This is a genomic window from Abyssisolibacter fermentans (assembly GCF_001559865.1).
In the GTDB taxonomy this organism is placed as follows: Bacteria; Bacillota; Clostridia; order Tissierellales; family MCWD3; genus Abyssisolibacter; species Abyssisolibacter fermentans.
On record NZ_LOHE01000101.1, the window covers coordinates 32,009 to 54,476 of the forward strand.

Genomic DNA, 22,468 nt, shown 5'->3' on the forward strand with positions numbered 1-22,468 from the left:
TAATTTGTGTTGAAAATGTGGATAAATTTTATGTTATTTTGAACTTATAAAAATAAATATTAATGTTTTTTAAAACAGTGTATTTTACAGGGATAAAAAATCATGTGCTTTTTTGAAAAAAAAAGAGCACTTTTTTTATCCACAAAAACAGAGGATAACTTGTGGATAAGTTGTGAGTGTAACAATTTAAAAATTAAAATACTTAGCTCAAGACTAGTTAAATCAACGAATTCAATAAAAATAAAAATAGACTAAATTGTTTCTTAAATTGTGGATATTATAATTATAAATAGTTTATTTAAAAAAAATATTCATACGAATATTTTGAGATGTATCAATATAATAATTCGTATTTAATTGACTTTTTTATTATATTTTGATATTATGAGAAAGGGAATGTTCGCTTTAGAATCAATATAAATATTTCATATAATTTATTAAAAATAATTAAATCTGATTATTTATACAACGTTGAGTAATATGCTGTAAGTCCTTAATTATAAAAAACCTAAAATTTAGTTTAGTGTGGATGGTTTATCCAGACGTAACCATAAGGATGCAATATAATATTTAATTTACTATGAATAATCTAGGTTAAAATAAAGGAGAGATGAATATGTCTACTCTTGTTGTTTTAGGAGCTCAATGGGGAGATGAAGGAAAAGGTAAAATAACAGATTACTTATCAAAAAAAGCAGATGTTGTAGTAAGATACCAAGGTGGAGACAATGCTGGTCACACAGTAGAAATTGGAGATAAGAAGTACAAATTACACTTAATACCATCTGGCATTTTTTATGAAGACAAAACTTCAGTTATAGGAAATGGAGTAGTTGTGAATCCTAAATCTTTATTAAAAGAAATTAAGTATTTAAATGACTTAGGAATAAAAACAGATAATTTAAAAATCAGCGACAGAGCACATATAATTTTTCCATATCATTTAAAACTTGATGAATTAGAGGAAAAAAAGAGAGGCAAACAAAAAATAGGTACTACAGTAAAAGGAATAGGACCTTGTTATAAAGATAAGGTTGAGAGAAGTGGTATCAGAATGTGTGATATATTCTTCAAAGAATATTTTGAAGATAAGCTAAGAAGTAATATTAAAGCTAAAAACGAAATAATAGAAAAACTATATAATGAAGAACCTTTAAACGAAGACGAAATTGTAAAAGAGTATTTAGAATATGCTGAGGTTATTAAACCTTATATAATTAATACTACTGCATTTATTAATAAAAGTGTTAAACAGGGTAAAAAAGTTCTATTTGAAGGAGCTCAAGGGACACTATTAGATATTGATTATGGAACATATCCATTTCTAACATCTTCTCATCCGATATCAGGTGGTGTAGCGATTGGTTCAGGAATAAGTCCATTCGATTTAAAAAAGGCAATAGGAGTTGTAAAGGCATATACAACCAGAGTTGGAAAAGGACCTTTCCCAACAGAACTTTTTGATGAGACTGGTGATTGGATAAGGGAAAGAGGTTTCGAATACGGAACAACAACCGGAAGAGCTAGAAGATGTGGTTGGTTAGATATAGTTATGTTAAAATATTCTTGTGCTATTAATGGTTTTTCAGGAATAGCTTTAACAAAACTTGATACATTAGCTGATTTAAAAGAATTGAAAATATGTACAAAATATAAATTAAACGATAAATACATTGAAGATTTTCCAGCAAGTTTAAATTTATTAGCTCAATGTGAGCCAGTATATGAGACGCTACAAGGCTGGAAGCTTGAAGAAATTGAGGGAGTTAGAACTTATGATGAACTTCCTGAAAATGCTAAGAAGTATATAGAGAAGATTGAAGAACTAACAGAAACAAAAATTCAGTTAGTATCTATAGGTCCAAAGAGAAGTGAGACAATAATAAGAGAAGAAATATTATAACAAGGCTCAAGATATCCCCCAACTTCTATAGGTGGCGGGTACCGAATAGATTTAACAAGCGGTGTGTATATTTTCCGCCTCGTTGAAACGGTGTGTTGCAATTACTATGTAATTGCTTCCGTTGTTATAACATACAAAAACCAGCAATTTTCAATGCTGGTTTTTATATTCTCATAAAAATTTTTTGATAAAACCAAAATACTAAGATTTACATATATTAGATATAATATAGATTATTTCGACTATTTACAAAGAATTTAAGGTGTTTTAATTAAAATATATATTTTTTAAGAAAAACTGTTGACATAATAATAGCTATCATGTAAAATACTAAGAGTAGTCATTCGACCCATTAGCTCAGTTGGCAGAGCACCTGACTTTTAATCAGGGTGTCCGGCGTTCGAGTCGCCGATGGGTCACCATTTTTAAGGCCCTATGGTCAAGCGGTTAAGACACCGCCCTTTCACGGCGGTAACCCGGGTTCGAGTCCCGGTAGGGTCACCAAATTCAAATAAGTTAAGGGCGCATAGCTCAGTTGGGAGAGCACCTGCCTTACAAGCAGGGGGTCATAGGTTCGAGCCCTATTGTGCCCACCATAAAAAAATCAGCAATTATTTGCTGATTTTTTTAATCTATATAATTAGAAATTTAAAACTGTTGATAAATTATATTTTTTCAATAAAACATTAATATTAATCTATTCTTCCCATCTTAAATCGTTACCATAAAATTTTAGCTCAATAAATTTACCAAATATTCTTGAAAAGAATCTATCAGAATACATTTGAGAAAGTTCTCTAGGATGATGGTTAGTAGATATAATAGTTTTTTTACCAGTAATTAATCTAGAATTTAATATATTGAAAATTTCAGTATTAGTAAAAGCTGTAGTTAATTCAGTGCCTAAATCATCTATAATTAATAAATCAGCATTAAATAATAAATTATAAGCTAGTTGATATGAATTGTCTTTGGCATTATCTTTAAACTTATATGTTCTAATAATATCTAAAATTTTAAATGCAGTTTGATATAAGACTATTTTACCCTTATCAAGTAAGCTTTTAGCTATACAATTACACATAAATGTTTTACCTAAGCCTGTAGTACCATAAAAAAGTAAATTCTCTTCATTGTCTACATCAAAATTAATAACAAAGCCTTCACATACATTTGCTACGAATTTCATATTTTCTTTTGGAGTAAGTTGTTCATCTTCATAAATTTCATCAGAAAACAAATCAATATTAAAGGTTTGAAAATTTTCTTTAGAAAGTATATGCTCTAAATTAGACATCTTATAAGCAATACTAATAAGTGCTTGTTTAAAGCAGCTACACTTTTGGCCGTTTTCGGTATATCCTGTATCCTTACATTTTTCACAATCATATTCTATATCTGTATAGTTAATTGGAATATTGTTTTCTGTCATTAGTATAGCTTTTTCTTGTTTTAATTTTTTAGTTTTTAATTTTAATTCTTCTAGTTCATTTTCAAGATTAGCTGAGTTTTTTAGAATTTCCTTTGATGTTAATATACCTAGTGAAGTAATTTCTTTATTTATTTCTTTAATTCTAGGTACTAGTGAATAAACCTCTTGAATTCTTTTGTTTTGCTCATATTTTTTTCTATCCAATTTTAATTCATAATTTCTTAATATTTCTTTTATAATTTGTTCATTCATAAATATTTACCCTCCCTTATACATTATTTTTGTATAAGTTGTTTAGACCTTTTTGTTGAAGTTTTTTTTGTAAATTTTTATTTAGCTTTTCTTCAAGCTCTTTGTCAGAATATTTTGTAGTTGTATGTTTAAAATTATGAAACTTTGTTTTAAACATATCTTTTTTAATATTTGAATTAGGAGAGCTTTGTTTATTCTGTTTAGTAGTTCTTTTTTCATTAAATTGTTTTTGGTTATTTTCAACAGCTTCAACTGTTTTTAAATTGGTTTTATGCCATTTAGTTAGTATACCATCTAAATATCTAAAATTTGGTTCTGCAATTTTAAGAGTTTCATTACATGCTATCAATATAACATCTAAGCTGAAATTCCATTCATCAACCCATTTGTTAATAAGGTTTTTAATAGGAGTTGAAAAATTACCTTTAAAGCCAATAGCCTCTTTTATTTGATTGTATAACTTATATCTAGTGTCATTTGATTCTAAATAGGCATTTAAGTTATCTATAGTTGTAAGTTTTAAATCATACCAATTTTTAAGAATGCCTTGCACATAATTTAAACTTTTTATATTCCTTTTTTCCTTAGCAAATTCAAATGCTTTTACAATTATATCAGTACTCATATTATAATTATATATCCATTCTAATATTTTTTTATATTCATTAGGTACTAATGTACGTCCTATTATATCCGTTATATTATTAAACATATTATTTACAGCGGGTGAATTTTTTAATTCTACTATATCTGATGGAGTACAAGTATAATTTGTTTTAGAAGTATCAGTTTGAGCAGGCTTTATAATCTTGTCTATATATAATTGTTTTAAGTTAACAAACTCAACAGTATAATTATTATCATTAGAGTCAGCAGTATAGTGTTTTTTTATTATACCCTTTTCTTCCCAAAAGTCCCAAGCTTTTAATACATCATCCAAACTAGTTCTTAAATTTTTTGCAATTGTTTGATTAGATACTATTATATTGTTATCCTTATTGTTTGCATATTTAAAGCCAAGTAAATAAACTTTAACATCAGTGCCATTTGCCATTGGCATAAAATCGTCTATGAATATATTTTCAACTGTAGTATTTCCTAAATCTATTTCAGTTGTACCTAAAAAGAAATTCAATTAAATCCACCTTCCACTTAGTAACATTCTTTAATATATTATAACATACAGCACGTAATGTTTTATGTAGTGTTTAATAAATTTAATAATACCTTAAATTAGATGTTTTTAAAATATTTGAGCCAAAAAGGTATTAATTTAATAAAAAATGAAGAAAATAATAAATGAATGTAAATAAAATTGAAAACAAATAAAATATGAAGAGAATTCTGTAAAATGCTTAGAGTTGCAAAACATGATAATTATGATATAATAGAATATGAGATTGTATTACGAAAATATTACAAAGATGTTACATGCATATTACTAAATAAGCAAAGGTAAAAAAATATAGGAGAGATTTTTTATGAATATTGATTATTCAAGAGTGGCTGATAGGTTGAAAAAACTTATTAACAGAAAAACTTGTTTGAAGCTCTCAATTTTTTTAATGATTGGAATACTGTGTGGTACTACGATTAGAGTACTGAATGATAAAAGAGAATATGACACCAGAAAAGAGCTAGAAACAAGAGCATTTAATGTAATCTTTGGGAATAAAGAAATAGGTATAGTAAGGAAACAGGAGACTGTAGTTAAATTATTAGAAGATATTCAAGATAGTATTAATAAAGACTATAATTGTGATACAGTTATTAAACAAAAATTAGAGTTTAAAAATACACACGTTGAAAGTAACGAATTAACATCAGTATCTAAATTAAAAAAATCGATACTGTCGACACTATCTTTTAATGTACATGCTTATGCGATAAAAGTTAATGGAAATAATATCGGTTTGCTAAAAACAAAGGAAGAAGCAAATAATATACTAAATAATATAAAAGAGCCATATATAGAAAGAATAGAAGCTGAAAATGGAAAACTAGAAGAAATAAACTTATTAGAAAAGATTGAGATTGTAGAACAAGAGCAACCATTAGCAAATATAATTGACTATGAAGAGCTTTTAAATTACATAAGAAAAGGAACTACTGAGGAAAAAACACATACAGTAAAAGAAGGAGAAAGCTTGTGGAGTATTTCTAAAAAATACAACATATCAGTTTCAGACTTAGAAAAAGCAAATCCTCAATTTGTTAATGGATACCTGCATATAGATGATAAATTAAGCCTAATAGTACCAAAACCATTCATTACAGTTGTAACTAAAGAACAGAAGACATTTTTAGAAAAAATAGGCTTTGAAACAGAATATGAAGAAACTTCTAGTTTATATAAGGATGAAACGCGTGTAAAAAGACGGGGTATATATGGTGAAAAAGAAGTAGTTGCACTAGTAGAAAAACAAAATGGTGTAGAAATGGGAAAAGATGTTATAAGCGAAACTATTACAGCTAATCCGAAACCACAATTAGTAGTTAGAGGAACTAAGGAAATACCGCCGTTAAAAGGTACTGGAATTTTTAAAAGACCAACAAGTGGAAGATTGACTTCTAGATATGGTCCAAGATGGGGTTCGTTTCATAAGGGTATAGACTTAGCTTCAAGGACAGGCACGCCTATTAAAGCGGCAGATGGAGGAGTTGTTACATTTGCAGGCTATAAAGGAACTTATGGGTATATGGTTGAAATAAGCCATGGTGGAGGCTATAAAACTAGGTATGCGCATTGTAGCAAAATTTATGTTAAAAAGGGAGATAAAGTATACAAAGATAAGACCATTGCAGCCGTAGGGAATACAGGTAGAAGTACGGGACCTCATGTTCATTTTGAAGTCTTAAAATATGATAAAAATCAAGATCCGTTAAAGTATATTAATAAAAAATATAGATAAAAATCTAGGATTTAAATCCTAGATTTTTTTATGAGCAGAAAATTCAAATCTTTAATTTCTATTTCTTATAAATCCCTTACTCTCAGAAGATGAAGTGAATATGAGTTTTATAATTAAAATAATTATCTTTACTATATAATGATTTGCAATAACTAAAAATGTTTTTAGTAATAATATGGAGCTATATTTAATACATATAAAAAGATAGTATAGTAAATAAGATAAAGCAATTAAATTAAATATTTTTACAATATACGCATAAAATATACCAAGATGAGTAATATTATAATTTAAATATATTATTTGGGAGAATTAAAATGAAAATAATAAATTTCAAATGGTTATTATCAGAGTTAATAGTTATTTTTATTATAGTAACTACTGTGTTGTCCTTTAAATATATAAAAGAAAAGCATGTACCATTGAGCATTATAACAAATGTATATGATATAAAAGCAGACAATATGTTAGAAACATCACGATTTGATAAAAAAAATATTTGTACAAAAGAAGAAATAAATGATTTGTTAATAGAAGAAATTTTAATGCAAAAGAAAATTAAGGAACTAATACAGGAACAAAAAGAAATAAAAAATATTGAAGTATTATTAGAAAAAAACGAGGAAAAGTTTATAATACCAACTAATGGACAACTTACTTCCAGGTATGGTCCAAGGCAAGGATCTTTTCATACAGGTATAGACTTAGCTTCTAGGGTAGGAACTCCAATTAAAGCTTCAGCTACTGGAATAGTTGTATTTGCTGGATATAAAGGAAGTTATGGCTATATGGTTGAAATATGCCATAGTGATGGTTATAATACTAGATATGCACATTGCAGCAAACTTTATGTTAAAGTTGGTGAAAAGGTTTATAAAAATAAAAAAATAGGAGCTGTTGGGAATACTGGTAGAAGTACAGGACCACATGTTCATTTTGAAATATTAAAGTATGGAAAACATCAAAATCCATTGCAATATATTGAATAGAACTAAATAAGGGTGGCTTAAATTAAGAATTTTTTCGTTATTGAAAGATTTTACGATTAATAACGTACAAAAAGTATGCTCATATCAGTAAACAAATAACCAAATTTTAATTTGGTTATTTGTTTACTCAGAGTAAGAGTGAGAGTGAGTTTACAAGTTAAAAAGATATTTATTCATATTAAAATACCCAAAAAGATTTATTCAAAATATATAGAGATAGTACCTTTTTGAAAAAAGGTACTCTTACTCGATTATTATTAAATTTGTAGCTAGCTGTGGTTAATAATATCTATTACAACAGCAACAACTTAATATTAGGAATAGTAAAATAACTATTAGTGTTATTTCTATTACAATTTTATCGTCTTTTCTAGAATATGAATAATCAATGTCCGGAACAGTTGACGAATCTTTATTAAATAGATTCTTTAAGTTTATTAACCCAGTTCCTTGATTATTCCGTGAATCTTTTAATGATATACATGAGTATTTTAACATATTTTTAACCTTCTGAGGAGATAAATGGCCTTCCTTTTGATATAGTAAGGCACATGCTCCAGCAACAGATGGTGAAGCCATAGATGTACCACTTAGAGATACATAAGAGGAAGTGTTTTTACTAGATAATGACGATATATCAACACCAGGAGCTACAACATCAGGTTTATTTAAGCCATCATTTGTTGGACCTCTACTGGAAAATGAAGCAATAAAATCATCATTAATTTCTTTAGTCTTATTATCATCTACAGCACCAACACTTATTACTGATGGAGTATTAGCGGGGGATAATATAGTTTTTTTTGAAGGACCACTGTTGCCAGCTGCTACTACAACAGTTATTCCAGCTCTAACCGCTTGAGCGGCAGCTAAGGATAGAGGATCTTTTTTATATGAGTTGTTAGTAGGTGTTCCTAACGAAAGATTTAAGACTTTTGTATTATATACATTTTTTGTATCAATGACATATTGTATTGAACTTAAGATATCTGATGTAGTTCCGCTTCCATTTTCATCAAGTGCTTTTATACCAAGTATATTTGCTTTATGAGCAATACCTGCGTATCTCCCTCTTGAAGAATAGCCGTTACCAGCTATAATACCAGCAACATGAGTACCATGACCATTGTCGTCATATGGTTTTGTTTTATTGTTTATATAATCTTTAAAACCAACAATCCTATTTTGGGGTTTAACAAGGTCCATATGAGGTGAAACTCCTGTATCTATTACGGCAACAGTGATACCTTCTCCGGTATAACCTAAATTATGAGCATATTGGCTATCTACAGATGCTCTAGCAATATCCATAAGTGCAAAAACTTTAGCATCATAATATATATACTCTATATTAGGATTTTTTGATAAATTTTCAATAGTATCTAAATTCATACTACAAGCTATTGAATTAACAATAGGAAGACTATGTTTTATCTTACCAGACATGTTTAGTATCATATTGCTAACACTGTTAAGGTCATTATCTTTAAATCTAATAATTACAGGTAGTTTCCCTTTTGATTTAGATTTAATTTTTGTACTTACTACTGAGTCCAACTTAGATGGTCTATTTTTGAACATATAAATCACCTTCCTATGATTTAATTTATGCATAAGAAAGTACATATGTTATTAAAATCTACATATATGTAGTTAATTTATTTGCAAAATTGTGGGAAAATCAAAATATATATTTTGTTATTGAATTAAGCGGCTAAAAAATTAGTATAGTAACTATTCTACCTTGTGTCATTTCTAGATAAAGTGTGTTGATTTATTTTTTGATTATAAATTGTTATAATAATAGTAGACTATACTTTTTAGTTAATAAAGATGTATAATGATATTAAAAATAATATTCTATTAATGTAAACATGTAATTAAATACTACATATAAGCAATGAAAACTTTTGTTAAAAGATTTAAATTAAGTTAACATCTAAAGAATAGGGGTGAAATTATGGACAATAAGGAAGCTTTAAAAGCATTAGAACCAAAAGAGGTTTTCAATTACTTCTATGAAATATCAAATATACCGAGGGGATCAGGAAACGAAAAACAAATCAGTGATTACTTAATGAAATTTGCAGAAAAACATAATCTAGAAGCTAGACAAGATAAAGCTTTGAACGTAGTAATAAAAAAAGATGGAACTAAGGGGTATAAACATTTACCTGCTGTTATTTTGCAAGGACATATGGATATGGTATGTGAAAAAAACGAATCATATATTCATGATTTCTTAAGAGATCCAATTAAATTAAAGCTAGAGGGTGAATATCTAACAGCAGAAGGAACAACACTAGGGGCAGATAATGGCATAGCAGTGGCATATTGTTTAGCTATATTAGCTGCAAAAGATATTCCACATCCACCATTGGAAGTAATAATAACTTCTGAGGAAGAAATTGGATTAAAGGGTGCGGCTAAATTAAAAACGTTTGATATTGAAGGAAAGTATTTAATAAATATTGATGCTGAGGATGAAGGTGTATTTTTTTCAAGTTGTGCAGGAGGAGCAAGAACTATAATAGATTTACCAATACATTGGGAAATAGAGCCTGAAGAATACGATAAATATTCTTTAATGATTACAGGATTAAAAGGTGGACACTCAGGAGGCGAAATAAACAAAAATAGAGGTAATTCTAATAAATTAATAGGACGTATTTTAAATCAGTTAAAGAAAACATGTGATATTAAATTAGCATATATAAGTGGTGGATTAAAAGAAAATGCAATACCTAGAGAAGCAAAGGCTAAATTGTTAGTAAACAAAAAAAATAATATATTGTTTAAAAAACAAATAGATCAGATATCAACTGCTATAAAAAATGAATTGGCTTTGTCAGATCCGAACTTTAACATAGACGTAGAAATATCAAATGATAGTGAAAAAAGAATGTTTTCGGATGAAACAACAGACAATGTTATTAGTATATTGATGAATATTCCTTATGGAGTACAGACTATGAGTATGGATATAGAAGGATTAGTTGAAAGCTCAACAAATATTGGTGTAGTACAGGTTGATAAAGATTCAATAAAATTTAAAAGTGCTACTAGAAGTTCAGTAGGAAGTTTAAAACAGTATATATTAGAGCAAATAGAAACATTAGCTAAAAGTAATAATGCTAAATTTGAGCTTGTATCTTCATATCCAGAGTGGAAATATAATAGGCATTCAAAGCTTAGGGAGTTATTTATAAAAGTATATAAAGAAGAATATAATAAAAAACCTGAAATAGCAGCAATACATGCAGGTTTAGAATGTGGATTACTAAGTGAAAAGTTAGAAAATGTAGATATGATTGCTATAGGACCAAATATGCATGACGTACATACTCCAGATGAAAGATTAAATATCAAGTCAACAAAAAGGACATGGGAATTTATATTACAGATTTTAAAGGAAATAAAACAAATATAATTTTTAACCCTAAATAGTATTTAATTTTTTATATAATAATTTGGGTTTAATTAGATAGTAAAAAAGTGCTTAGTTAAAAAATCAAAACATCTATTATAAATTTGGTTTTGTGTTGATATACATAAATCTATAATAGGTGTTTTTGTATTTTTGAAATTAATTATTCCCAGTGAACATATTATTATAGAAAAGTATGTATATTTCATAAACTTTCCAAATATATTTACATAAATGGACGAATTTAGGGTGATTCAAATGAGTAACTATTTAAGAAAAAAAAAGGTTTCAGTGTTTATTCCAGCTCATAATGAACAAGAAATAATAAGTAAAACTTTGATGAGCATCTTTTCTCAAACAGTAAAGCCCAATAAAGTTGTTATTATATGTGATAACTGTACTGATAATACAATACCTATTATTAATGAATTCAAAAAAACTACCAAAGAAAACGTTATGATATTTGAGACAAAAAATAATACTGGAAGAAAAGCTGGCGCATTAAATCAAGCTTTTGATAAATTAAAATTAAAGGATTACGTTCTAGTCATGGATGCAGATACTTTACTTGATAAAAATGCATTAAAATTTGGAATTAAAATGCTTTCAAAAGACAAAAGATTAGCTGCTGTATGCTCTAGAGCAGGAATAATACCATATGATGGGAAATCGTTCTGGAAAAAAATACTTTGGACAATACAACATATTGAATATGGTCAATTTGATAGTCATAGAGTTGAAACTAAAGGAAAGATAAAAGTTGCTCATGGTATGGCAACATTATTTAGAGTTGATGCATTAAAATCTGTTCCTATTTATAGAAAAAAAGCACTAAATATTAATAGTCGTATTTATTTAGAAAATAGCCTAGTAGAAGATTATGAAATGACTTTGTGTCTAAAACATAATTGGAGAGTAGCAACCTGTATGAGTATGTTTGCGTGGACAGATGTTCCATTGAGCATTAAAGAATTATGGATACAAAGATTGCGTTGGCTTCGAGGTGGAGTAGATGCTTTAAGAGTTCATTATTGGAATAGAGTTACAGTTTGTGAAATATTAAACCACTGGTTATTTATTTTTTTAATGACGCTTAGAATAGTTGCGTTAGTATTTCTAGTTTATTACTTATTCATCTATGGATTTCAAGGGATTAAACCAGCTATATTAATAGTACTTTTATTAGCTTATTTAGATTCAGTTTATAGATTAAAGTACGTTCAAGATAAAACACTAATTGATTATATTATAAAGCTTCTAATAATACCAGAAATAATCTATGGATGGTTTCAAGCAATAATATTGGTTTTCAGTTATGTATTAAGTTTTTGCAATATAAAGCAAAGGTGGTGAATTCAATGTATGGACCTGACATTCCAAAAACAGGAGTCCCATTTTTAATGCTCGGAGTACATTCTTTTTATAAAGTAACTCTCCTAATGCTGTTAGTTGTAACACTATCAATAATAATATATAGATTTCTTCGATTATTAGTAAAGGAAGGAAAAATAAAAAAAATATCCATATTTATAATAACATTTTTATTAATGTTACTTTTATTTGTATTAATTAAATATGAAAATGAGGCTCAAATAAATAACAAAATTGAGCGGTCAGAAGATATTTTAATAGAATATAAAAATACATTGAATAATATTCAAAATCATAAAAACTTAATTAAAGAAGATATCTCTAATCAACATACATCTATAGAGAATGCCCAATTAACTGAAAAAAAGATTTATCCTAAAACAGGGGAAGTTATAGGAGTAATAAATATAGATCAAATTTCATTAGAATTACCAATAATAGAAGATTCAAATGATAAGAATCTCTGGCTAGGAGCAAGCCATATAAGAGGGACGCCACTTTATTGGGAAAAAGGAAACTCTTTTTTGGCAGCTCATAGGCTAAGAACATATGGTAAACTGTTTAATAGGCTTCACGAACTTAATATTGGTGATGAAGTTACAGTTTCTAACCCTAATGATGATTTTACTTATGTAGTTTATGATATAGAGGTGATTTCTCCTGATAATAAAAAATGTTTTACAAAAAATAAAGGAGAATACAATCTATCATTAGTAACATGCACAAAGAATGGAAAAGAAAGGTTAGTGGTCTACTGTCGAAGAATTAGAAAGCAAATTAAATCAAATAGAGCTTCCTTATAGAAATCAAGTTTTAAAAGATAGTACCTTAGATAGCAAGGTATTATCTTTTAGTATTTAAAAAGAAAAATTACTTTCATTATTTAGTTAGAAAGGTGTTTTTAAATTTGATAAAATGTACCTATTTATACAAAGGTTATATTAATAATAAAATATAATAGAGATTATTTAGAAATAGTGGTATAATTTAAACAAAATAAAGATTTGTATAAGTGTTGAACAGGGAGGCAATTATGAAAAGAAAAGTTGGATTAGTATTACTAATCGTTATTTTAATGTTAGGAAGTACATCTATTGGAGCAAATTACAGCCAAGAAATCAAAGCATTGTTAACAAATACAAATGTATTATTAGACTCAAACCCTATGGTTTTATCAAAACAACCTATATCTTATGATGGTACACTTTACATACCCGTAAATGATATGGCAAAATATATAAATTATGAGGCTGTATGGATAGAACAATCTAATACTGTGTATTTATTTAAAAAAGCTGGTCAAGGAAGCTTTTTAGATATGAATAATCCAAATACAAATAATACTACAAATGATTTTATAAAAACATTAAACAATAATTATGAATTATATGATGATGGAGCATATGATTTAGAGTTTAAATATGAGATTAAAAATTATGAAAATTATGCTAAAGTAAAAGGCTTGGGGCAAAATTTTGACAAAGATACGTCAAAATGGAAAAAAAGAGATAAGAATGATTTTCAAGATTTCATCGAAAACTTATTAAAAATAGTAGCTAAAGAGTATGAAAAAGACACAAAAATATATATATATGATGATGATAATGACGTAGCCGGTGAATATGAATATGATTATAGTTCATCAAAATTTAAGGTGTTAAGTGAGAAGGGAAATTACTCTACAGAAAAAGAAGCTGAAGATTCATTAGAAGATTATTATGAGGTATATGAAGGCGATGAGAAAGATTTAGAGTTCAAATATGATGTTGATGAATATTCTTCGTACATAAAAGTTAAGATGGAAGGTAAAAACTTTGATAAAAACGATGATGGTTGGGAAGATAGAGGGATTAGTGATTTTAAAGATTTTGTAGAAGAATTTGCAGAACAAATATCAGAAAGCTTTGAAAAAGATGTAAAAATCTATGTTTATGACGAAGACGATGATTTAGTTGTAAAATATAAATATGTTGAAGATGATGAAGAGTTAGAAAATTATTGATAATTAAATAGTAAAAAATCTTGGTGCTAGAGGCATAATAAATTTTCCTTAGTTTATTAGGAAAGTCGATTTATGCCTTTAGCAATAGATAAAAAAGATTGACATTAGATAAGGAATTAAATATAATTCTGCGATAAACTATTTTAGTATTATTATATATTGGGTAGTTTAAAATGAAATATATTACAATTTGATGTAATATATAAATTGGAAATGAAGTTCAAAGAATATTATGATATAATAAGTATGATTATTATACAAATGAGCAATCAATGTAAAATATTTCTTATTAATATATAAATAACCATATAAATACAATATTTGATTAGCTGTTTTCACTAAAACAGCATTTTGATTTTAAGGATATTAAATTTTTTTAGATGTAGGGATTAATAGATGTATAAAGAGGTGAAAAGAGTGAGTAAAAAGATTTTAGTTGTTGATGATGAGAAGCCAATAGCGGATATTTTGAGATTTAATCTAGAAAAAGAGGGTTATGATGTTAGCTTGGCTTATGATGGAGATGAGGCTGTAAAAAAGGCTTTTATGTATGAACCTGATTTGATGTTGTTAGATGTTATGCTGCCTAATAAGGATGGTTTTCAGGTTTTAAAAGAAATAAGACAGAAGCTAAATACTCCAATACTAATGCTTACTGCAAAAGAGGAAGAAGTAGATAAAATATTAGGTTTAGAATTAGGTGCTGATGATTATATAACAAAACCTTTTAGTATGAGAGAATTGTTGGCAAGAGTAAAAGCTAATATAAGAAGAGGAGAATTAACCATACCATCTACTAATAAGGATATTATTGTTTCGGGTGATTTAGTAATTGATTTAAACAAGTATGAAGTATTGAAAAGAGAAAAAGTTGTTGAATTGACATTAAGAGAATTTGAATTATTAAAATTCTTATGTATGAGGACAGAGCAAGTTTTTTCTAGAGAACAGTTATTAGAAGAAGTTTGGGGATATGAATACTATGGAGATATCAGAACTGTAGATGTAACAGTAAGAAGACTAAGACAAAAAATAGAAGATAATTCAAGCAATGCTAAATATATAATTACAAAGCGAGGAGTAGGGTACTATTTTAGGAGGAACTAATAATGTTTAAAAGCATAAGATGGAAATTTACAACAATATATTTCTTGTTGGTTTTTATAGCTATGCTTATTGTAGGTGTATTTATAATTAAACAATTTGAAAAGCTACAAATAGACCAGACTACTAAAACAATGAGTGGGTATGTAGACAGACTTGCAAACACATCACCAGCAATCAAATCTGAAAAATGGGAAGAAAATATAGATCAGAATACATTTAATAATTGGCCATTACCAATTAATTATAGAATCTATATTATAGAAAATGGTGAATATCCTAAAATTGTAGGAACTAATCCATGGGATAATAGTCTCATTGGTAAAAATGTTTTTGAATTTAAAGAGATTTACTCTCCTTATATATTGGAAGCGTTAAATAATAAACAAATGGGGGATATTCCCCCAGTAACCCAAAAAGAAAGTTCTAGAGAAAATCATTTTACATATCCTGTATCAAACGAGGATGGAGAGGTAATAGGAATTATATATGTAGCCTGTGAATTAACTGACATTGATGATATGTTAAATAAATCAAAGCTGATTTTTATTAGAGGAACGATAATAGCTTTATTGATAACAATTTTCTTAGGATTTTTAATTGCTAAGAGTGTAACAGTGCCGATAAATGATGTAACAATTAAAGCCAAACAAATGGCAAAAGGAAATTTCGATCAAAGAGTTGACGTTAAGTCAAATGATGAGATAGGTCAACTAGCTATGATGTTTAATACATTAACTGCAAAGTTAAAAAATACATTGGCAGAAATATATAGAGAAAAAAGCAAAATGGATACAATATTTAATTATATGGCTGACGGAATAATAGCTTGTGATATAGATGGCAATATACTTCATGCTAACCCAATTGCCTTAGATATATTAAAAACAAGTTTTGACGCATTAATAGATGTTGACTATGATTATACTATATCTACACTGGATAATAAATTGACACTAGAATATATGAAAAAAAATAATAGCTGGAAAGGCAATGAATTAATAAATATAGGTAATTCATCCTATTTAGCTAAATATGCTCCGTTTAAGAGTGATAATGAAGAAATTGGAGGAGTTATAGTAGTATTTCAAGATGTAACAGAGCAACAAAAACTTGAAAAGATGAGAAGAGAATTTGTTGCTAATGTTTCACATGAGCTTAAGACACCAATTACAACTATAAAAAGTTATACTGAAACAATAATAGATGGAGCAATAGACGAAAAAGAACTTTCATTAAGATTTCTAGATATAGTAAACAGTGAATGTGATAGAATGACTAGGATAGTTAGAGATTTGTTACAATTATCAAATATGGATTATAAACATATAAAATGGAAATTCATGAACATATCTGTTAAAAGCTTATTAGATACAGCAATAATGAAGCTTAAAATAGCAGCAGAAGAAAAACAGCAGACAATTAATTTGAGTATAGAACAGAATATACCGAATATATATGCGGATAAGGATGGAATTGAGCAGGTAGTATTAAACATACTAAGTAATGCAATCAAATATACTCCTAAACAGGGAGAAATATCTATAAAAGCATTTCAAAATATGAATAATATATATATAACGATTAAAGATAATGGCATTGGTATTCCAAAGGAAGACTTAAATAGAATATTTGAGAGATTCTATAGAGTTGATAAAGCTAGGTCTAGAGAAATGGGAGGAACAGGACTTGGTTTAGCTATCGCAAAACAAATTATACAAGCACATAAAGGCACCATAGAAATTGATAGTGAATATAATAAAGGAACAGAGGTAAAAATAATATTACTGGTAGAAGAAAATACAGCACAATAAACATGACGTATTATGTAATTCTTTTTTAATTACATTGTAATCTAATTGTAATATTACTATTATATAATTAAAGTGTAAAATTGCAGTCATTGTGTTGAGGAGGAAAAAGGTATGTTCAGAAAGATGTTTATAGGAATGTGTTTTATTATACTTTTAATTGCTGGTGGTTCTGTAGCATATGCAGACGTAACAACTACGCCTAGCATGCCAGAACAATCTAAAATAGGAAAAGCAGTAAAAACAGAAAATGATAAGTTAATAGAAAATATAGAAATAACATCTCCTGAAGATAATTTGATTACTTCTGAAAAATGCATATTAGTTTCTGGAAAAGCTAAAGAAGGACTAAAAGTTCTAATAGAAGCTTATCGTCTAGAAGGTAAAGATATGAAAACTGATATTGAAGATTTTCTTCATCTTAAAGTTATGGATGATTTAAATAATGAGCAAGATGAACTTATAGAAGAAAAGACTCCTCTGAAGCAAAATATTGTTGGAGAGGCAGTCGAGAATGAATCAACACAAGATAAGGATGATTATGAAGAAAGAGATTTGAATTTTAATGATGATGATATACAAATAGATAAGAATAATGATAACGATAAAAATGAAGATTCAAACGACGAAGAAGAAACAAAAATTATAATATTTGATGCTGACAATAATGAGTTGAATTTAGATAATTTAGAAAACAAAGACGAAGTATTACAAAACTTAGAAACTGCAAAAAAGATATTAGCAAAAGAGATAGATGTTAAAGAACTTGGCATATTTACTGAAGAAATCAATGTTGAGACAGGTAATATTAGAATTCTTATATTTATTAGGGATAAAGAAGGCAATGTAAAAAAAGCTTTTATTAAAAACATTATAGTTGCAGATCAAGAAAAGGCAAAAGAATATTTAGAAAATATAAAAACAACAAGTATTTTAGATTTAGAAGAGCCTCAGCAAAATTATAATAGTGATGATGTAGAAGAGGGAAAAAGCAATGTAGATGAAATAGACTATGAGAATAATCCAGATGTAGAAAAATAGTCTTGGAGATGACTGGGATGAAATTAGAGCATATAAAAACGTGCATTTTAACAGTATTATTTATAGTTAGTATACTACTCTGTCAGAAACTTATGACAGGGATTTCTTTTAATACGAATTTTCTATTTAATCCTAAAACAACTGTAGCAAGTATTAAATATAAGGAAGCTGATTTTATAGCGCCAGAGAAATATATTGTAAACTATTCTGAACAAAACCATAAAGTAATATATTCAAACGAAAAATATAAATTGTGGGAACTGTCACAAACAGCTTTAACAAAATTCTTACAGGATAAAGATATTATCATTGAGGATCAAGGTGCCTTTAATGGTGAAATAATATCTGAAATGTATGTTCAAAAGTCTTTATTAATAAAACTTGATCAAGAAATGGACTTTAGATTTATAAATAGTCTGCTTGATATTCAAAACGGTAATAAAATATATAAGAAAATAAAAAGTATAGACACAATATACTTCTATTTAGGTACAGATGAATACATGATGCTGGCAAACAATTCACAGTATATTAAAATAAAGAGTGATAACTATAAATTAAGAGAACTTTCTAGAGTTATAGATGCAATTAAGTCAGATGAAGAACTCACGAAATATTATCCGGGAGATGCTATTTTATTTATAGGTGAGGAAAAAAGAGATGTTTTTGTTCCTGTAAATATAACTAAAAAAATTAGTAACCCTTATGTCATCGATTATATTTCACAAAATGAAACAGAAGAAATCATTAATCAGTTTTTTGATAAAGATATTAACTATGTAAGAAAAATAGTTCAAGGAGACGATACAAGAATATATATGTATGCTCAAGACAGCTTAGTAGTAAAAGGCAATGGTGTAATAGAATATTATGGTAATTTAAAGGAAACAGTATTTGAGAGTGATTTATATGTAAGTTTTTCAAGTGCAATTAATTTTATAGCTAGAAAAACAAAATTTATAGAAGAGATTTATTTAAAAAGCATAGAAGATGTAAAAGACGGCGAAAGTGAAGGATATAAATTTGGATTTTCTTACAAAATAAATCACAAACCTGTTGAATTGTCGGTGAAATCAAAAAATTTAAATTATCCTATTGAAGTGGTTGTTTATGGAGATAAAGTAATACAGTACAAATCATGTTTAAGAGAAGTTGGACCTAATACAAAGCCATTTAAAATAATGAGTCCCAAAGAGGTTATAGAAACAAATTTTAATTACATTTTTAGTGATTTTCAAAATAATGATAGTAATGAAGAAGTCATGAACAAAGAAGAATTTTTAAAAAATATAAATAATATATATTTTAAGTATTATGATTTAATAGAAGAGAATCCTTTAGGGAGACTCACGGCTGCATGGGTCATGGAAATAGGAAATAACATATATGTATATGATGCTAAAAATGGAAAATTAATAGAGAAGAATTTAAGTGTACACTAAAGCTATTTTATAAAATAAATATAAAAATATCATTTTCAAAAAATTATTTTTTATATTAAATACTCTTTATTAATGGAACTAATTTTTGGAAGGAGTAGGTAGCAATCACAAACTTATTCAAAGAATAAGTAAGAGATTCACATATAATCACAGATTTTAGTACTCTGACATGTTTATAAGACATCTATTAAATTCTTGACGTACCAGATGGGTATGCCTTCGAATTCACTACACGCCTTATAATCAAAAATTATACAACATATGAATAATGGGATAATCCTTATAAATAAAAATTTTTGGCATACATTCAACAATTGTATGAACATAGTATGTGTTAAATTGGATGGTGGTAGAATGAATTGGTCAAAAGCAAAAAACATACTTATAGTAGCATTTATAGCAACTAATTTATTTCTATTATATGAAATTTTTGTTGAAAGTGATGAAAATAAAGATATTACAATAAGCAATGAATTCATAAATAAGGTTGTGGAGATTCTTGATACAAAGAATATATCAATAAATTGTTCAATTCCAAAAGAGAAACCATCTAAATCACTACTAACAGTAAGATATCAAGTATATAATTCACAAACAAGCAGAAATAATTTGGCAGATAAGTTTTTGAAGAATTATGTAATAATTAATGATTATAAAAATAATGCATTAATATATAAAGATACGGGTAAAACATTAACTATAAAAAATAACAATGAAATAACATATAAAAACTATGAAAATAATAAATTTGAAGTAACTAACTTTGACAAGCAAGAATTAGAAAATATATGTACTGAATTCCTTGAAGAAAAAGAATTCAGTACTGATGACTATAAACTAACTAATTTTTCAAAACAAGGTGATAAATACATTTTGCAATATACAAAGTTTCATGAAGATATATTAATTGAAGAATCATATATGATATTTGAAATAGGGAAAAATGGTATACAAACGTTTAAAAGAAAATGGTTAGATATTGTAAAAACAAAAAAAAGCCAAATTGTTATAAGGTCTGCTCCAGATGTATTACTAAGGCTACTATCTAGAGAAGATATATATGGAAAATCTATTGAGGACATAGATATTTGTTATTATTTTTCTTCATACAAGGCGTCTTCGAATTATTATCAATATGCTATAGAAGGAGATGCAGTACCTGCATGGAGAATACAAATGAAAGATGGCCAAGTAATAGTTTTAGAAGAATACTAAAAACGTCCTCATATAACAAATACTATATAAATAATAGAAAAAGCAAGTCTTAAAATCTATACTAATAACTAGCCTATAGTATAGATTAAAAAACACGCCCTTATATTTCATAATTATAGATTAGCTATTTAAAAATTGCAAAAAATTATATATAATATAATAAGGATAACTTATTTATAGATAGAAATTTAGATATTATAAAAATATACAATACAAAAAACAAAATTTAAAAAAGAGGGGTGAGTTCAGACTGAGATTATTCAGTTAAACGTATGAATAAATTAGTTATAGAAGGTGGAATAAAACTAAACGGAGAAGTCAAAGTTAGTGGGTTTAAAAACGCAGCACTTCCAATTATATCAGCATCACTATTAGCTGCAGATAAATGTGTAATAGAAAATATTCCTATGATTAAGGATGTATATATATTAAAAGAGATAATGGAGAGTATGGGCGCAGATGTTCAATTGAGTAATGATGGAGTTATGACAATAGACACCAAAAATGTAGAAAATTGCATTACTCCATATGAGTTGGCTAAGCAGTTAAGAGGATCATATTATTTAGCTGGAGCAGCATTAGGAAGATTCCATAAGGGAGAAGTAACATATCCTGGTGGATGTGATATAGGTACTAGACCTATAGATCAGCATATAAAAGGTTTTGAATCATTAGGAGCAGAAGTAAAAATAAATCATGGAATAATTAATTGTAAAGCCAAAGAGTTAAAGGGTTCAAAAATATATTTAGATTTAGTAAGCGTAGGAGCAACCATAAATATTATGCTTGCATCAGTATTGGCAGAGGGACAAACTATAATAGAAAATGCTGCAAAAGAGCCTCATATAGTTGATACTGCTAACTTTTTAAATTCTATGGGAGCGAATATTAGAGGAGCAGGTACAGATGTTATAAGAATAAATGGAGTTGAAAAATTGCATGGGTGTACATACAGTGTAATTCCAGACCAAATAGAAGCAGGAACTTATATGATGGCGGCTGTAGCAACAGGTGGAGATGTAGTTGTAAGTAATGTTATACCAAAACATTTAGAAGCCGTTATAGCAAAGCTTAGAGAAATGGGTGCAGAAATTACTGAGTATGATAATTCTGTAAGGGTAAACGCTTCAAAAGAGCTTAAAAGCATAAATGTGAAAACACTTCCTTATCCGGGATTCCCAACAGATTTGCAACAGCCAATAGCTGTATTATTGTCAATAACAAAAGGCACTAGTATAATTACTGAAAGCGTTTTTGAGGGAAGATTTAAGTATGTAGATGAGCTTAAACGGATGGGAGCAAATATAAAAGTAGATGGTAGAACAGCTGTTATTAAAGGAATAGATAAGCTAAGTGGCGCAAAAATAACAGCCACTGATTTAAGAGCTGGTGCTGCATTTGTTATAGCAGGGTTAATAGCTGATGGCATTACAGAAATAGATAATGTAGAACATATAGATAGAGGCTATCAGTCAATGGAAACTAAAATGAAAAACTTAGGAGCAAAAATTACAAGAATATAGAGACCGAGAAATTCTCGGTCTAAGTTTTTTAATCAGATAACACA

16 protein-coding genes and 3 tRNA genes are annotated in these 22,468 nt (G+C 27.7%); 16 read left to right on the forward strand and 3 right to left on the reverse strand.

The genetic code is table 11. The annotated features are described in order from the left end of the window. The first annotated feature begins 616 nt into the window (after positions 1-616). The 4 genes from AYC61_RS18935 to AYC61_RS18950 all read left to right on the forward strand — a co-directional run bounded on the left by AYC61_RS18935 (position 617) and on the right by AYC61_RS18950 (position 2,499). The gene (locus AYC61_RS18935) at positions 617-1,903 is read left to right on the forward strand and encodes an adenylosuccinate synthase (protein WP_066506823.1); all 1,287 of its coding nucleotides are present in this window, start codon (positions 617-619) and stop codon (positions 1,901-1,903) included. A 346-nt stretch (positions 1,904-2,249) separates the two neighbouring features. Continuing rightward, positions 2,250-2,325 (forward strand) — tRNA-Lys (locus AYC61_RS18940). A gap of 7 nt (positions 2,326-2,332) precedes the next feature. Beyond that, positions 2,333-2,407, forward strand: a tRNA-Glu gene (locus AYC61_RS18945). A gap of 16 nt (positions 2,408-2,423) precedes the next feature. Further along, positions 2,424-2,499 (forward strand) — tRNA-Val (locus AYC61_RS18950). Positions 2,500-2,600: 101 nt separating this feature from the next. Here AYC61_RS18950 and AYC61_RS18955 read toward each other — a convergent pair. Beyond that, positions 2,601-3,587 carry an ATP-binding protein gene (locus tag AYC61_RS18955; RefSeq protein WP_066506827.1) on the reverse strand — a complete coding sequence of 329 codons (987 nt, stop codon included), beginning with the start codon at positions 3,585-3,587 and terminating at the stop codon, positions 2,601-2,603. Positions 3,588-3,603: 16 nt separating this feature from the next. Further along, entirely contained in the window at positions 3,604-4,722 is a 1,119-nt protein-coding gene (locus tag AYC61_RS18960) for a DnaD domain-containing protein (protein ID WP_066506829.1), read from the reverse strand. 346 nt (positions 4,723-5,068) lie between these two features. On the opposite strand from AYC61_RS18960, the gene AYC61_RS18965 reads away from it, so the two are divergent. After that, positions 5,069-6,499: a M23 family metallopeptidase gene (locus AYC61_RS18965; protein ID WP_066506832.1), complete on the forward strand. Its 1,431-nt coding sequence runs from the start codon at positions 5,069-5,071 to the stop codon at positions 6,497-6,499. Positions 6,500-6,816: 317 nt separating this feature from the next. Further along, the gene (locus tag AYC61_RS18970; protein ID WP_066506835.1) at positions 6,817-7,488 is read left to right on the forward strand and encodes a M23 family metallopeptidase; all 672 of its coding nucleotides are present in this window, start codon (positions 6,817-6,819) and stop codon (positions 7,486-7,488) included. A 279-nt stretch (positions 7,489-7,767) separates the two neighbouring features. On the opposite strand, the gene AYC61_RS18975 is transcribed toward AYC61_RS18970, so the two are convergent. After that, complete coding sequence (locus tag AYC61_RS18975; RefSeq protein WP_066506836.1) at positions 7,768-9,069, reverse strand: S8 family peptidase; 1,302 nt, start codon at positions 9,067-9,069, stop codon at positions 7,768-7,770. Positions 9,070-9,448: 379 nt separating this feature from the next. Between AYC61_RS18975 and AYC61_RS18980 the strand changes: the two genes are divergently transcribed. From AYC61_RS18980 to AYC61_RS19025, 10 genes are all read left to right on the forward strand, one after another. Further along, positions 9,449-10,918 carry an aminoacyl-histidine dipeptidase gene (locus AYC61_RS18980; protein WP_066506837.1) on the forward strand — a complete coding sequence of 490 codons (1,470 nt, stop codon included), beginning with the start codon at positions 9,449-9,451 and terminating at the stop codon, positions 10,916-10,918. A gap of 255 nt (positions 10,919-11,173) precedes the next feature. Beyond that, positions 11,174-12,268 (forward strand): glycosyltransferase family 2 protein, encoded by a 1,095-nt coding sequence (locus AYC61_RS18985; RefSeq protein ID WP_066506838.1) that lies wholly within the window; start codon positions 11,174-11,176, stop codon positions 12,266-12,268. A 5-nt stretch (positions 12,269-12,273) separates the two neighbouring features. Then, positions 12,274-13,089: a class D sortase gene (locus tag AYC61_RS18990; RefSeq protein ID WP_066506840.1), complete on the forward strand. Its 816-nt coding sequence runs from the start codon at positions 12,274-12,276 to the stop codon at positions 13,087-13,089. Positions 13,090-13,319: 230 nt separating this feature from the next. Further along, a complete protein-coding gene (locus AYC61_RS18995; RefSeq protein WP_066506848.1) occupies positions 13,320-14,288 on the forward strand; it encodes a hypothetical protein in 969 nt (322 codons plus the stop codon). A 417-nt stretch (positions 14,289-14,705) separates the two neighbouring features. Next, positions 14,706-15,395, forward strand: a complete 690-nt coding sequence (locus AYC61_RS19000; RefSeq protein WP_066506853.1) for a response regulator — start codon at positions 14,706-14,708, stop codon at positions 15,393-15,395. A gap of 2 nt (positions 15,396-15,397) precedes the next feature. Next, entirely contained in the window at positions 15,398-17,206 is a 1,809-nt protein-coding gene (locus AYC61_RS19005) for an ATP-binding protein (protein WP_066506858.1), read from the forward strand. 111 nt (positions 17,207-17,317) lie between these two features. Further along, on the forward strand, positions 17,318-18,244 hold the full coding sequence (locus AYC61_RS19010) for a hypothetical protein (RefSeq protein ID WP_066506860.1): 927 nt from the start codon (positions 17,318-17,320) through the stop codon (positions 18,242-18,244). A 17-nt stretch (positions 18,245-18,261) separates the two neighbouring features. Next, positions 18,262-19,686 (forward strand): hypothetical protein, encoded by a 1,425-nt coding sequence (locus tag AYC61_RS19015; RefSeq protein ID WP_066506863.1) that lies wholly within the window; start codon positions 18,262-18,264, stop codon positions 19,684-19,686. 318 nt (positions 19,687-20,004) lie between these two features. Then, positions 20,005-20,901, forward strand: coding sequence for a two-component system regulatory protein YycI (gene yycI / locus AYC61_RS19020; protein WP_162265489.1), 897 nt, complete (start codon positions 20,005-20,007; stop codon positions 20,899-20,901). A gap of 272 nt (positions 20,902-21,173) precedes the next feature. After that, positions 21,174-22,424, forward strand: a complete 1,251-nt coding sequence (locus tag AYC61_RS19025) for a UDP-N-acetylglucosamine 1-carboxyvinyltransferase (protein WP_066506871.1) — start codon at positions 21,174-21,176, stop codon at positions 22,422-22,424. The last annotated feature ends 44 nt before the right edge of the window (positions 22,425-22,468 follow it).